The sequence below is a fragment of the Pantoea sp. EA-12 genome (genome assembly GCF_030053355.1).
In the GTDB taxonomy this organism is placed as follows: Bacteria; Pseudomonadota; Gammaproteobacteria; order Enterobacterales; family Enterobacteriaceae; genus Pantoea; species Pantoea vagans_C.
In genome coordinates, this window is record NZ_JASGBY010000010.1 from 183,991 (window position 1) to 196,525 (window position 12,535).

A 12,535-nucleotide genomic window follows, 5' to 3' on the forward strand; every position below is an offset into this window, starting at 1 on the left:
ATCGGGAATATACATGAAAACCAGATTAATCTATGCCCTGCTGCTGTCAGCATCACTTATCCATACCTCCGCTTCTGCCGCAATGAACAGACCTGATATTAACGGTAATCGTGCTTCTGTCTATCTGGGTTATCAGCACGGAGAACTAAAAGATTTTGGAGGTCTCGATGGTGCCAACCTGAAACTTCATTATGAGACCGAATATCCACTGGGCATTATGGGTTCTGTATCTGTCATGAAAAACAGTTGGGGGAGAAATCTTTTAAAAAGAGAGAAAGATAAAAATGAAGAAAAGGAAACACCTCACAGAAGCGCGGAATATTATTCCGTGATGGCCGGGCCGACATTCAGACTTAATGATTCAGTCAGCCTTTATGCCCTGACCGGACTTGCTCATACGAAGGTCAAACTACCGTCTGAAGGAATTCTTTCAGTCGGTGATGATGTGACCGCATCGAATAAATTTGCCTTCGGTTTTGGCATGATCGCTAATGTCACTGACAACCTGTCCTTAACGGTGGGATATGAAGGCTCTAAAGCCATGTTTGATGAGAAAGCACACAGTATCAATGGCATCCTGGTAAGTGCGGGTTATCGCTTCTGATGTGAAATCTGTCATGGCGGCTATGTCTTGTGGCATGGCCGCCAGTTCGACATCATCCTGTTAGTACCTGAACCACACTCGTAAACAGATACAGCATTAAGTCTGCAAAATACCCTTATTACTTATGAATCGTCTTCTGGTTTTTCAGGCCAGGTGACATTCGTCTCTTCAGGGCTAACGTGATAAATTTTCTGAAGGTAGTTTTTCCACTCTACCAGCTTTGCATTATCTGACGATGTAAGGTTTGTAATACCAGAAATGATTTCGAGCTTGCGGATTTCTTCAAGTGCTTCGTTGAGCTTTTCTTTTTTCATTAACAGATGATGCTTACGACACTCATCAGCTGATAAAGGTGGCAAATCAATCCAGCAAGGATGGCCTTTCGCATCTGCGCCCCGTTTTTTTCCTGAAAGTGCTTCGCTGACAAACTCACGCCATATTTCGTCAGTTACAGGAATGATATCCTCCTGCCAGAACCCACTACCTCTGTAGGCATCCTCTTCATCCATAAAATAAAAAGCATTTGTTTTTTCACTATAACCGAATTGCATCATTACCATCCCACAGCCAGCCAGTAAAAAGATGTCTCACCGCTTCCTGCATGTAGAGTAAACTGAAGATTGTTAACACTGTCTACATACGAATTATCTTTACTCATGTTGTGTTTGCCGGACTGAGTTATTGTTACGATGAAACATTTACGCGGAAAAACAGCAGGAAACTTTACTTCACCACCGCTCGCTTGAAGATGCCCTCCCTGCATAATGAGTTTACTGCCCGGATCCTTCCAGATAAAAACTGGATCATCCTTTTTAGTTTTTAATTTAGTCGAACGGCCTTTGAGCCAGGCGTTTAAACTTCCTTCCCATAACTCTCCTGAAATGTCTCCTTCAGGCGTGAGTTTTGACTTCCCGATTTCTAATGCTCTGTCCGTACTCAGTGTACCTTCAACCCTTAGCGTCCCTTTTACTTCGCCACCCTCAAGCGACAGGTAGCGCTTGTCAGATTCCTGTCGGCTGAAGCTGTTGGAGGAAGAGCACAGGATCCATGCACCGAGTGTGTTGTTCCACTCAACTTCAACAACCTGTCCCTGAGTAATTTGCGCGCCCTGAAGTTCCTCATGTCCAGTTGTGAAAATACTGGCTTCGGGCAACTGACTCACCCCAAACGATGACGGACCCGTATTTGTGTTTTTCGCCCGGAAATGCAGTCGCATACCGTCGCTGAGTTGGCTCACAGCTGGATGACAGTAAATCTGATAGTGGTTTGCTGTACCGGTATCTTCCCCGTAAGTCAGTGTGCCCTGCTGAATCGCACTGATGAGGCCGTCAGCTGGCAGGAATGGCGCGCCATCAGCATGTCGGATAGCTTCCGAATCTATTACGCGATCACCATAATTAACCGTGATCACCCACGCTGATGTGTAGCCGGCATCGGGGGGCGGCGTCATCTGTGCCCCCCTGGCTGACGCAATACCTGCTTTTACCGTTATGTGACAGGCACCCGAACGTATGGTGCTTTGTGCAGTGCCTGCATTATCGGGGCCGCTGTAGGCGATCGCCGGGTTAGCTGCGTTGTAATAAGGCAGGACGGTCGGGCCCGAATCCACATCACTGTAAGCCACCTGAATCAGGTAATTGATACTCTGCCCCGCAGTGACAGGTGCCTTCAGCGTAAATGTCATCGGGGCCATGAGCAGCCCCTGCTTGACGATACTGTTCGTGGTGTCTGCTGGCAGTGAGGAATATGCCGCACCATCAATACTCTGTAGCGAGTAAATCTGGCCTTCCCCCACACTGACCGTCATTGATGTAGGCACGCTGGGTGTGCAGGCTAGGCCGAAGAGACAGGTATCTTGTCCCAGAATGGCAGCGGACAGTTTCGCCAGACCAATCATGGCGAATTTATTGGTGTTGAGAAGGTCTGTTTCAAGCGGAATCTGACCCGGATAAACAATCTGACGATCCATAGTTATTTCCAATAAAAATGGCCACTGCTATGGTGGCCAGAGTGTTGTTCAGTATTAAGTGATGTGTCACTGCAGTCTGACCCACACGATAGTGCCTTCAGGCTTCACCTCGGCCACCGCAGCATATATTTGCGCATCGGTCACTTCGCCCCGGAACATGTCCAGCGAAACATATTCCCCGCGGGATGGCGTACCGTATCCGGATGGCGAGGTGTGGTACCCCGCAATACAAGGAAGACCTGATCCCCGGGGCCGGTATGCAACAACGAATGCCTGATAAGGTATCAGTAGCGAGCCATATCCCCCCGCCTTTCCGTACCCCAGCGCTGGGCCGCCGTATGAAACCGTATCTTCAGGGCGTTGCGGCTCAAACAAGACAGGCGTGTTACCTGTCATCTCTATCAGCACGCTGATGATCGCCTGGCGCGTGCCGCATTCCCTGAAAAGATGATTCAGCGTCTGTTTGCGAAAAGCGTCATCTGTCATACCTACCGGACGTTGCAGAGCATCGCCAAAGAAATCGTAGGCGGCCATATCCAGCCAGCCTTCCGTGGCGGTTGAAATCCGTGTCTGCTTTTGCGCATAACGATACAGCGTGTGACACCAGGCCAGTGTCCGTGCGGCAGCCACCAGCACACTATTGAGCAGTGGGCTGTTGTCAGCAAACCAGCCAGTGGGCAGCAGCGCCAGGATTCGTGCATAAAAGTCGTTCTGGTCACCCTTTGCCATTCAGCTCACCGTAATGCTGTGGGGTCGGATGACCTGCCTGTGAGAGGCAACCAGGTCTGCTTTCCCCTGATTGACCGTAAGCGCGGTGATGTTTGTTACTGAAGGACTGGCGCCATAGGCGACTCTGATCAGCTGGGTATAAGCCAGCAGTTTCCCAAGCGAGAGACTGTCGATGTATCGCGTGACGGCCTGTTTGACGAGAGTGACTACCCCGGTATGATCTGCGGATGGTTCTGTGGTGATAATGAGCGTGACGTCAGCATTAACAACCTCGGGTGCGAATACGCTAAATGTGACAGTAAATCCCCTAACGGCATCGATGGCCATATATGCCCTGTCGAGAAAATCACGCGACGGTTTACCCGTGCCGTCATCGACTACGGCGTAAAAATATCCCGGTTTTTCCGCATCGTCTTTGCTGTAATTTTCAGTAAGAGTATAAGTCACCCCTTGCTGCAGACTGGCAATTGCATACCCAATGGCCGCTTTTGTGGCTTTCGACAGTGATGCGATCCACAGGACGAAGCGGGCACGATAATCGTCATCAGACTCCGCGTCTTTACCATTCGTGAATGTGACAGTGTTAGTCACCGTATCCACGTACGGCACTGAACCTGTAATCACGCAAACCATGCCTTTCTGTGCATTCCCCGACGCACCTGCAGTATTGGCACGCACCATAACGGTCACGGTACTGACGCCCGCCGCAACAACATACCCAGACAGATTTGCATCCCATGCTTTGTTTCCTTTGTCAGCAATAACGTAATAGCTCTGGCTCCCGTCTGTTGTAGTGACCTGTGTGCCTTCCGGAATCAGCGCCGGGTTCGTTGCTGTAAACCGGCTAAAATTCACCAGTCCGGTTGCTTGTACGGCGGAAAGCCGGGTGAATCCAAAGTCTGCCATCCAGCTGTCCAGGTCTTCACCAGAGCAGGTTGCCGCTCGCGTGGTCACCAGCAGTTTCACAATCAGCTGCTGTATCCACATGGCTACGCCGGCATTTGATTCAGCCAGCGACCGGAGGATGCTGCCGATGGAGAAATCCACCAGCTTCGACGTTCTGGCCTGAATTGCCGTGACCTGATCGCTGACAAGCTCAGCAAAGGATTTAATATTGATTGCAGCCACGCATTACCTCGTTACGTCAAAACGGAGTGTTTCGGGTGTGTCCGTCAGTGCATTGGTGTATGACACGGAGACACTAACGCCGCCTTCAATCAGGGAGAGACGGACCTGCGGTGGCGGACTGGATGAAACAGCCTCCTCAAGCAACATATGCCCGACAATCAGCGCGCGCCACTCTCCCGGGTGAATGTTTTCACCCACCTTTTTTCCCAGTCCGGCGCCATAGTCAGGGTGAAACAAATAGTCACCAGGATTGGTGAGGAGACGACGCAAAATGCGCTGTCTGCCCCGCTCCCGCTCATTTACCGGGCGCAGGTCGCCCGCAGGCGAGACATCAAGGTCTCCGCCCATCATGTGGTAGAGGTCGAACATGGATTACCGCGACTTTGAGGATGAGATTTGTTGTTTAGGGGGCTGAGTAAATTGGCCCCGGCCATTTTCGAAGTGTGTGTGACCGGTATAGACAGTGCGGATCCGGTGCACCGTACCGAACTGGCCATCCCTGTCTCGAATGTCTTTAACAACCTTCAGATTTTCATCAACCAGCACGTCACCGCCAGTGAAGTGATGCACTGGTGCGTCATAGGTGAGTTTGTCTTTCGCACTCAACAGGACTTCGCCGCTGTTCAGGAATTTGAGCATTGAACCACTCTTATGCATCAGCCAGAACTCGCCGGAGGGTGGTCCCGAACAGCGGTCTTCATCGTTGTAGAACAGCCCTGACGCCATGCCTGCGCCCGGCAGGCCTGAATCAAACTCGACCTCCGCGACTGCACCAATCATAGGTCCCGCGGCCATGCCCCAGCCGTTGCCGACCCAGGGTGAGCTGAGGGGGATCCAGCCCGTTTCCTCACCTGTTGGTTGCAACTGCACTTTCACCGCATAGGCATCCGGATCATATGCGGTGATGATGCCCTGCCGGGTACCGTTATCTCCCATGGTGGCCTGCCTTGCCGTTGCCGCCATGACATTCAGTAAGACTCTCATTGCCGCACCTCCAGCGCCGGACTGTGATTCTTCCCGGACAGATGCATGGTGTAGCCATTGTCCCAGCTGAGCGTCCGACGCACGCGATCACACCAGTATGACTGGTCGAACGGGCTTTGCGTGCCCTCAATACGAACGAGTGTCCGTGGTGTCAGCAAGTTGTCGCCAGCAGTGGATCCACTGAACGCCAGCTCATGCTGGACAATCTGACGGTAAATTGACTGCGCCAGGGCGCTTGCCGCCTCGGGTGACAGGCCATTTCGGATCACGCGATAAACCTGAGTCTTGGCTTTCGCGTGCCCGGGTGAAGCGCCCTTTGATGATTCCGGGTAAGTCGCAACAAACTGCCTGTTCTTTCGCTTCGCATTCCAGCTCAGCACCTCAACAGTGACACCCCTGGAAATCGTCAGCGCACGTGAAAAAGACAGGTCGTCGGAAAGATTGCACTGAGGAAAAGCCATCACCCCCGGAGGCTGCCAGCGGATTACGTAATGCTTTGCATTCTGCGGGTCTGTCAAGGGGTGAAAATAAAGGCAGTCCCCCTCCACAAACACTGAGAAATTCTCGATGCCCGCTATAGTGCTGAGTAAATCCCACTCGGTCTGCTCGCCTGTCAGGTGCGCATTATCAATCTGATAAAACTCCCCAATGCGCTGTGTCGTCGCCGTGACATGTGCTTTAAGCCCATGACGCTGCGCCAGCAGAGTCGCTATCTGCGAGCTGGTGTGATTTTTAAAACTCTCCCCAGTCGTTTTCGCATCAATAAGCAGCGCAGTTAAATCCCGACCCTCAGCCGTTATCTCGAATCGTGCGGGCTGGTAATGCCAGGCATCAATGTTACCCGTGATGTGCCTTTTCTCATCAATACCAGCCTGCGTGATAATCGAGATGAACAGTTCTACCTGAATAGTCGTCTGTACCGCCCACCAGTTCAGCATCTGCATGGAAGCCGGCAGCGCTGAGATGGCCAGTGTCAGATCAAACGTTGACGCCCCGCGGAACGCATTGTCCTCAACCGAAAATGAGACAAAGGGAACTTCAACACCGTTTAAAAGACAACGCCCGCTGATATGGCGGGCGCTGGATTCAATACTGGGGTTGTTGACGTTCATCGCTGACTCTTCAGGCTGGTGGGAATTTTCAGGGTATGAATGCCGCTTAATTGCGGATCGGCTAAGTCATTAGCATCGGCAATACAGGTCCACAGCGAAGCATCGCCATACTGTTCTGATGAGACCTGATACAGGTTGCCACCCGACAGTGTTACCGCCCTGATGCCATTCGCTGACTGTCCCGTCGTGACATTTTTATTCAGACGCCCCAGAACGTCCTGCAACCGGTACAAGGCCTGGATACGTGTGGTGTGGTCTGACTGCCTGAGCAGATTACTCACAGTTTTTGATATCGGGTTTCCAGGTAAGAGGCCACCCAGTGACGTGATTTCGTATGCCGCAGATTCCAGCAGGGCCAACTCATGATGGATAATGTTTCGGGCCGCTATCAGTGGCCTCACCACAGCCTGAATCTGCACGACCGTGGCATGGGCAAAGTCGGTGACTTGCTTAACAGCCTGATGCAGGTGTTTCACTGTCTGTGTTACCGCATCGATATTGATTATGTTGGCCAGACTCAGCGCACGTCCGAGGTCACTGTTAATCAGCCCCTGCAATGCACCGGTCAGCGCATCGACTTTGGTCGGAGCGCCATCATTGCTGACTACGGCTACTTCAATGGAGTACGGGCGACGCCAGATAAATTCATACACGGGCGAGAAGCTGGTGATGACTACCGTGAAGCGGTAATCGTCCATCGTCAGCACTGTTGGTCTCCCTTCATCCCGCATCCGCTCAAGAGCACTGACCCGTTCACTGGCCTGCGAGCCGGTGATGATCCCTGACCAGGTAAGCGGTTCGTATTCGGTACCCAGAACATCGATGATGCGCCGACCCCCGATTAGTTGGTGCTGGACCGTTTTCTGCTTACCGGGGATCGCGATGCGCTCGGGAACCTCAAAGTCCAGAAATTCGAAGTCACCCAACACCAGGCGGGTGACTGTCGGGTCAATGCCCTGCGCGAACTGCGTTAAAACACTCATCAAAGCGAACTTTTAGCCTGATTCGAATAAACATCTTCGACAAAATCAAGTAGAGGGGAAAGGTCAGTTGAGTCGAGGGTTTGCTCTGCCAAAAATTTTTCTACGAAAGAAGGACCATGTAACCCTATCTCAGGACAAAAATTTTCAACTTCGCCAACAGGCACAAGAAAAATACCCATTTTTTTTAATCTGTCATTAAAATTAGTGAAAACCTTCCTGACATTTCCTTTTGGTAACCCCATAATTCCGTCTCGCTTAACCTTGCTCCAAGGTTTCTTCTGTTTGAACGCTTCTTCAACTTTACTTTTTGACAATGATTCTGCTGGGATACTATCAATTAACTTAGTCAAATAATTTTTAAACTCATCTGGATCAGGTTCTTTAAAACCCTGTACAACCGATGAATTTATTTGACCCCATAAATCCAGGATTAATTCCTTTTCATCTTTTGGGCAACCAAATGCATCTAATGTTTTATTAATCGTATTCCTTTCAGATATAAGATCGAAATCGAATATAGCTTTAACAGGCACTCCTGATGCTCTGATTGCTTCAACAATTCCTGGAATAGCGTGTTTTCCACCAGTTGGGACGAAACATGTATCAGGGAAACTCTTGTCAACCTCGTTTATTAAATAATCCGCGGCATAATTATACAACCTGCAGTCACTGTCATTTTCGCAAATTATTACCTGCTCATGGAATAATGAATCCAAGGCGTTAGAATATCTTAGGACTGGTTTTGCCCATAAGACTTCCACGGCTTTTTTATCGATTTCGTGAACAACATTAACATCACCTTCGCGTTGAATTCTAAGTATTCTAATATTCCCCTTCGTCCCTTCTAGAAAGCCTCGTAATATATCACTACTATGAGTCGCAACAAAAAGCTGACCTTCAACTTCAGAGGATAATGTTTCTCCTAATAATCTCATCTGTGGTGGATGTAGAAAAGCTTCCGGCTCGTCTATCATCGTAACGTCAAATTTTTGCACGATGCTTTCAAACAATATTCCTGTAAAGCTTTTGACTCCATCCCCCTGCTTATCAAGAAGAGGATTCTTTTCCACATAATCGACATACTCGTCACTTGCCCTGTCAATTATTTCTGGAGGTGGTAACTTCCCCACATGAATAGGCATTACGCTACCACCTCGAAAGTTAAACATAATATCTTTATTAAACGCTCGTTTGAATAGTGAGCTTATATGAGACATGAGCGCTGCACTTTCATACAGAATGTGCTGAGGCTTAGTTTTTGGCTCATCGCGTCGAATACTGCTTTGCTGGTTACAAATACTAAGTCGATCATTAGCAGAGATGTTTTTCATAAACATCGGATGAATATAGGTAAGTTTAGAGCCGTTACCCCATGGGTAAAGCCAAGAAGTATGAATAGTCAATGCTCCATAGTTGTAATGATCATTACTTAAGGTTCCATGTGTCAGCAGAAAATTAACCAAGTCATCTTGTGTGCCTTGCTTAACTAATTTAATTTCATGGATGACAGTTCCTTTAGTTATGGCATCAGAAGCGTTAAGCTCTACTATTTCTCGCAAAGTTTGTGATTTACCACTATTGTTTGGACCAACATAGATGACCTTATCTTTTTGATTGAAGATAAAGGTCTGACCATCAGAGAATGTTATCTCTTCAACATAAACACTAGGTTTCCTTTCCATTTCATCACCTTAACAAAGTTAAACTTCATTAATCACACTAGGCGCATAGGTTTCACTCAACCCTGATAGTTCATAATTCATTTTTTTGAATGAAAAATCCACTGATTTGGTGAACTACAAATCAACTCAGCTGTTTGATTTAGTTCACTTACTGCATGTTTATGTTCTGGTAACTAACATCTGCCTGCGGAAAAGTAGAAAGATAAATGTGTTGGTTTATTACTGTTTCAATGATGTCACCGGGTAAGAACTTAGGAAGTACCTTTTCATCCTCTAATGCAGCGTCAACTGCACTGGCGAGATCTTCATAAGACACTGCCCCCAAAAGAACGCGATCACCAATGAAAGTTGTCGGTGTACCAGAATACTGCAGTGTTCGCAGCAACTCCTTGTTGACCTCAATGAGGTGGTAAGTATCGGGCCTGAACTTATTCAGCTTTACACCCGCCGTTCTTAGAGCTGATCGAATACGATCATCATCCGCCATGCCTGGATAGGCCATCAGTGCATGGTGGAAAGCATGGAATTTTTCAGGTTGCTCAATCCAGACTGTGAGAGCCATACGCGTTGCCGCGGTAGACGCTTCGGAACCATACGATATCAATCTGTAAGTGATCGCAATCTGGGGGTACGCCTTGAGCAGTTTTTCCAGGTTGCTGTCGAGTTGCCTGCAATGAATGCAGTCATAGTTAACGAAGCTGACAATTTTCAACACTGGGTGCTCAGCCCCCACCACGGGTGCCATGGGGTCATTAAGCAGTTTGTTATGAATCAGTGCCACGACCTGTGCCGGTCTGGCAGATGAGAAAGCCACCTTTGTCGGCGTTGAGATGCTGGAGTCAGAGGGGGGCTCATTAAAGTCAGCCCCCGCTACTGCCGCACCAGCGGAAATCAACCCAAGTAAAACGAATATCTTCTTCAGCATACCCATACTCCATCCAGAAACTCGCGGCCTCCGCGACTGTGCGTTTGTCAGTGAGGTGATGGTTAACCCACGACCAGAGCGCGCAGCATGGCGATAACAGCATTCTGAATTCTGAATATTTGCGAAGCTGAGGAGTTAAACTAAGCGGGGGTTACGGAACTGACAGGCTGCTGGCATGGCCGGGATGCATCAGCAGCATGGATGAGTCAAAAGCGCTGGTACCTGCAGGTGCACGAGTCGCCTCACGCACCTGATGCTGCGTAACAGCTTCGCCCACTGCCTTCTTATCCAGATACACCTTGCTGTGTACCTGAATCATCTGCTGAGTTCTTTCTGGCAATGGGGGAACGTCATTACCGCGATGCAGGGTCCGCATACCTTTTGCGTAATCAACGCCTGCATGATTTCTGCCCTGACCTGCAAGGGCGATCGCCATGGCCGAATGGGCTCCGGGGACGTGTGTGCCACGGGTAATGGACTCAATATCATCGTAGAGTGTGTAAGCGCTCTTTTTCAGCTGACGTTCAGCGGATGTCGGGATGTTGACGCCAGGCAGGGTGTTGAGCAGGCCGATAATGTAATCAAACAACCGGTTAAAGCCTGACTGCGCACGCTCACCGAACTTATCGGCTCTTGCCTCAATGCCTTCCCACCAGCTTATGAAGTGTTGTCCCATCCCCTTTATTGCAGCCCAGGTCGTGCTGGCCACTTCACTGAACTCTTTCCACATGCCCGTCAGCGCGGGACGGATACGCCCCCAGTTGCTGTAAATCAGCACACTGGCAGTTGCAACTGCTGCAATGGCCAGCGTCACCGGCCCCCCCAGCATCGCGGCAACAGAAGTTATAACGCCGAGACTGCCCACCAGCCTTGCACCAGCAATGGTGGCGCTTAACAGCAGAATGCCACCGGACAGCAGTGTCAGACCTGCGAGCGCCGTCGCTGAATACGCTGCAATCCTTGTGGCCCACGGATTGTCTTCGGCGAACCGGCTGAGCTTTTCGATAAATCGTGTAAGTCCCAGCGTCAGACTGGTTACCGTGGGCAGCAACTGGATGCCCAGAATGGCTTTCAGGTTGGTCCAGGCGGCAGTGAGGGCGACCGCTGCTCCATCAGGTGAATTCAGGTAGGTGTCGTAAGCCGCACTGTAGCTCTGCGCACGGTGGAACACCGCGGCGTCTTTTCTCAGTTTGGTGGCATTCTTGATGTGCTGACCATAAAACTGTCCAGCGTTACGGTTCAGGTATTCACCGAGCATGTTCCCGACCTGTTCATCGGTAAGCCCGCTGCCGTAACGCTGCCGGATTTTCTCCGCCATCACGGCGGCCAGCTTGTCAGGACGGGAAAACAGTCGCGCATACTCCGGTTTGAGGCCGCCGCTGGTAACGGACTCACTGCCGAGGCTCAGCCGGTATACATCCCTGTCCTCTGCCGACATGTTGCGCATAGCCTCGCGCATCATCTTCAGTCGTACGGGACTGACATTTTCTTCCAGCATCCCCAGTTCAGCCAGAAATCCCTTTGCCTTGCGGTCCATATGACCGCCGATGAGCGAACTGAATGCTGTCATGAGCGCAGTACCGGACTTATTCCCACCGCTATCCATGCTCATGAGCCCCGCGAACTGGCCATAGAGATATTGCGGATCGAGCATCATATAAGCGACTTTGCCCGTCTGCGAGGCCGCGAGGAAGTCTTTCGGGCTGACACGCCCGCGGGACGCAAGCTGAACCTGAGACATCATCGCCAGTTCATGCTGGAACCGGGTGGGGTCATTCACAACCGCGCCGCCGCGATGCTCTAATGCTTTCGCCGCGGCATTGACCAGTCCGTCAGTTGCGCCTTTGCCGAGTGCCATACGTACTGTTGCTTCATAGCGCGCAAATTCAGGTGCGGTCTCAACAGCATGGTGCAGGTCACCAAATGCGGTATGCAGGTCCTGAATCAGCCGGATGTTACCTGCGATCGTAGTTCCCAGCGTCTGATGCGCCAGCAACTGCGCCTGCCCCGTCACGGCGGCGTTATTCTGGGCGGAAAGATTGAGCGTGCGGAAATCAGTCTGCGCCCGCACCAGATCGCGAGCCGCCTTGAGGGTGGCATCCAGTCCCTTTGTGATACCCAGGCCAACAGCCGTCAGACCACCACCGGCGATCGTCATTCTGCCTATCTGTTTCATCTGCGCCTGAAACAATGCGGCCTGCTGATGGGTATCAGCGAACCTGCGGGAAACAGCGAGTAAACCAGCGGAGATGTTTTCAGTCAGACTGAGCCTGACGGCGACTTTATAGGCATCTAAATCCATCTACACTCCGTATTTCAGGCAATAAAAAACCCGCTTTCGCGCTGAGGAATCCCCAGTAATGGGCGGGTAAAATAAGACAGGCATAGAGATATGTGATCTACTGATTGTTCCACCAAT

12 protein-coding genes are annotated in these 12,535 nt (G+C 50.4%); 1 reads left to right on the plus strand and 11 read right to left on the minus strand.

The features are described 5' to 3' along the window. Window positions 1–13 precede the first annotated feature (13 nt). Window positions 14–604 carry an Ail/Lom family outer membrane beta-barrel protein gene (locus tag QMZ30_RS16480; RefSeq protein ID WP_283228207.1) on the plus strand — a complete coding sequence of 197 codons (591 nt, stop codon included), beginning with the start codon at window positions 14–16 and terminating at the stop codon, window positions 602–604. Between the two features lie 122 nt (window positions 605–726). Here the strand turns inward: QMZ30_RS16480 and QMZ30_RS16485 are convergent, their stop codons facing one another. The 11 genes from QMZ30_RS16485 to QMZ30_RS16535 form a co-directional block, all read right to left on the minus strand. Then, entirely contained in the window at window positions 727–1,158 is a 432-nt protein-coding gene (locus QMZ30_RS16485; protein WP_283228208.1) for a tail fiber assembly protein, read from the minus strand. Further along, window positions 1,158–2,573: a gp53-like domain-containing protein gene (locus tag QMZ30_RS16490; RefSeq protein WP_283228209.1), complete on the minus strand. Its 1,416-nt coding sequence runs from the start codon at window positions 2,571–2,573 to the stop codon at window positions 1,158–1,160. Before QMZ30_RS16490 ends, QMZ30_RS16485 begins: the two co-directional genes overlap by 1 nt. A 66-nt stretch (window positions 2,574–2,639) precedes the next feature. Continuing rightward, a complete protein-coding gene (locus QMZ30_RS16495; protein WP_283228210.1) occupies window positions 2,640–3,302 on the minus strand; it encodes a UCP028438 family phage-derived protein in 663 nt (220 codons plus the stop codon). Further along, window positions 3,303–4,430 carry a baseplate J/gp47 family protein gene (locus QMZ30_RS16500; protein WP_283228211.1) on the minus strand — a complete coding sequence of 376 codons (1,128 nt, stop codon included), beginning with the start codon at window positions 4,428–4,430 and terminating at the stop codon, window positions 3,303–3,305. Between the two features lie 3 nt (window positions 4,431–4,433). Further along, entirely contained in the window at window positions 4,434–4,799 is a 366-nt protein-coding gene (locus QMZ30_RS16505) for a phage tail protein (protein WP_283228212.1), read from the minus strand. A 3-nt stretch (window positions 4,800–4,802) separates the two neighbouring features. Then, entirely contained in the window at window positions 4,803–5,414 is a 612-nt protein-coding gene (locus QMZ30_RS16510) for a phage baseplate assembly protein V (RefSeq protein WP_283228213.1), read from the minus strand. Then, the gene (locus QMZ30_RS16515) at window positions 5,411–6,526 is read right to left on the minus strand and encodes a phage late control D family protein (RefSeq protein ID WP_283228214.1); all 1,116 of its coding nucleotides are present in this window, start codon (window positions 6,524–6,526) and stop codon (window positions 5,411–5,413) included. Before QMZ30_RS16515 ends, QMZ30_RS16510 begins: the two co-directional genes overlap by 4 nt. Beyond that, a complete protein-coding gene (locus QMZ30_RS16520) occupies window positions 6,523–7,509 on the minus strand; it encodes a LysM peptidoglycan-binding domain-containing protein (RefSeq protein WP_283228215.1) in 987 nt (328 codons plus the stop codon). The genes QMZ30_RS16515 and QMZ30_RS16520 overlap by 4 nt, the downstream gene beginning before the upstream one ends. Continuing rightward, on the minus strand, window positions 7,509–9,191 hold the full coding sequence (locus tag QMZ30_RS16525; RefSeq protein WP_283228216.1) for an ATP-dependent nuclease: 1,683 nt from the start codon (window positions 9,189–9,191) through the stop codon (window positions 7,509–7,511). Before QMZ30_RS16525 ends, QMZ30_RS16520 begins: the two co-directional genes overlap by 1 nt. Before the next feature lie 148 nt (window positions 9,192–9,339). Further along, a complete protein-coding gene (locus QMZ30_RS16530) occupies window positions 9,340–10,116 on the minus strand; it encodes a DsbA family protein (protein WP_283228217.1) in 777 nt (258 codons plus the stop codon). A gap of 151 nt (window positions 10,117–10,267) precedes the next feature. After that, window positions 10,268–12,418, minus strand: coding sequence for a phage tail tape measure protein (locus QMZ30_RS16535; protein ID WP_283228218.1), 2,151 nt, complete (start codon window positions 12,416–12,418; stop codon window positions 10,268–10,270). Window positions 12,419–12,535: the final 117 nt, after the last annotated feature.

Excerpts from the sequence above, each read along its gene's own strand:
- QMZ30_RS16535 (WP_283228218.1), bottom strand. The coding sequence starts at position 12,418 with ATGGATTTAGATGCCTATAAAGTCGCCGTCAGGCTCAGTCTGACTGAA.
- QMZ30_RS16515 (WP_283228214.1), bottom strand. The coding sequence starts at position 6,526 with ATGAACGTCAACAACCCCAGTATTGAATCCAGCGCCCGCCATATCAGC.
- QMZ30_RS16510 (WP_283228213.1), bottom strand. The coding sequence starts at position 5,414 with ATGAGAGTCTTACTGAATGTCATGGCGGCAACGGCAAGGCAGGCCACC.
- QMZ30_RS16525 (WP_283228216.1), bottom strand. The coding sequence starts at position 9,191 with ATGGAAAGGAAACCTAGTGTTTATGTTGAAGAGATAACATTCTCTGAT.
- QMZ30_RS16480 (WP_283228207.1), top strand. The coding sequence starts at position 14 with ATGAAAACCAGATTAATCTATGCCCTGCTGCTGTCAGCATCACTTATC.
- QMZ30_RS16495 (WP_283228210.1), bottom strand. The coding sequence starts at position 3,302 with ATGGCAAAGGGTGACCAGAACGACTTTTATGCACGAATCCTGGCGCTG.
- QMZ30_RS16530 (WP_283228217.1), bottom strand. The coding sequence starts at position 10,116 with ATGCTGAAGAAGATATTCGTTTTACTTGGGTTGATTTCCGCTGGTGCG.
- QMZ30_RS16505 (WP_283228212.1), bottom strand. The coding sequence starts at position 4,799 with ATGTTCGACCTCTACCACATGATGGGCGGAGACCTTGATGTCTCGCCT.
- QMZ30_RS16485 (WP_283228208.1), bottom strand. The coding sequence starts at position 1,158 with ATGATGCAATTCGGTTATAGTGAAAAAACAAATGCTTTTTATTTTATG.
- QMZ30_RS16490 (WP_283228209.1), bottom strand. The coding sequence starts at position 2,573 with ATGGATCGTCAGATTGTTTATCCGGGTCAGATTCCGCTTGAAACAGAC.
- QMZ30_RS16520 (WP_283228215.1), bottom strand. The coding sequence starts at position 7,509 with ATGAGTGTTTTAACGCAGTTCGCGCAGGGCATTGACCCGACAGTCACC.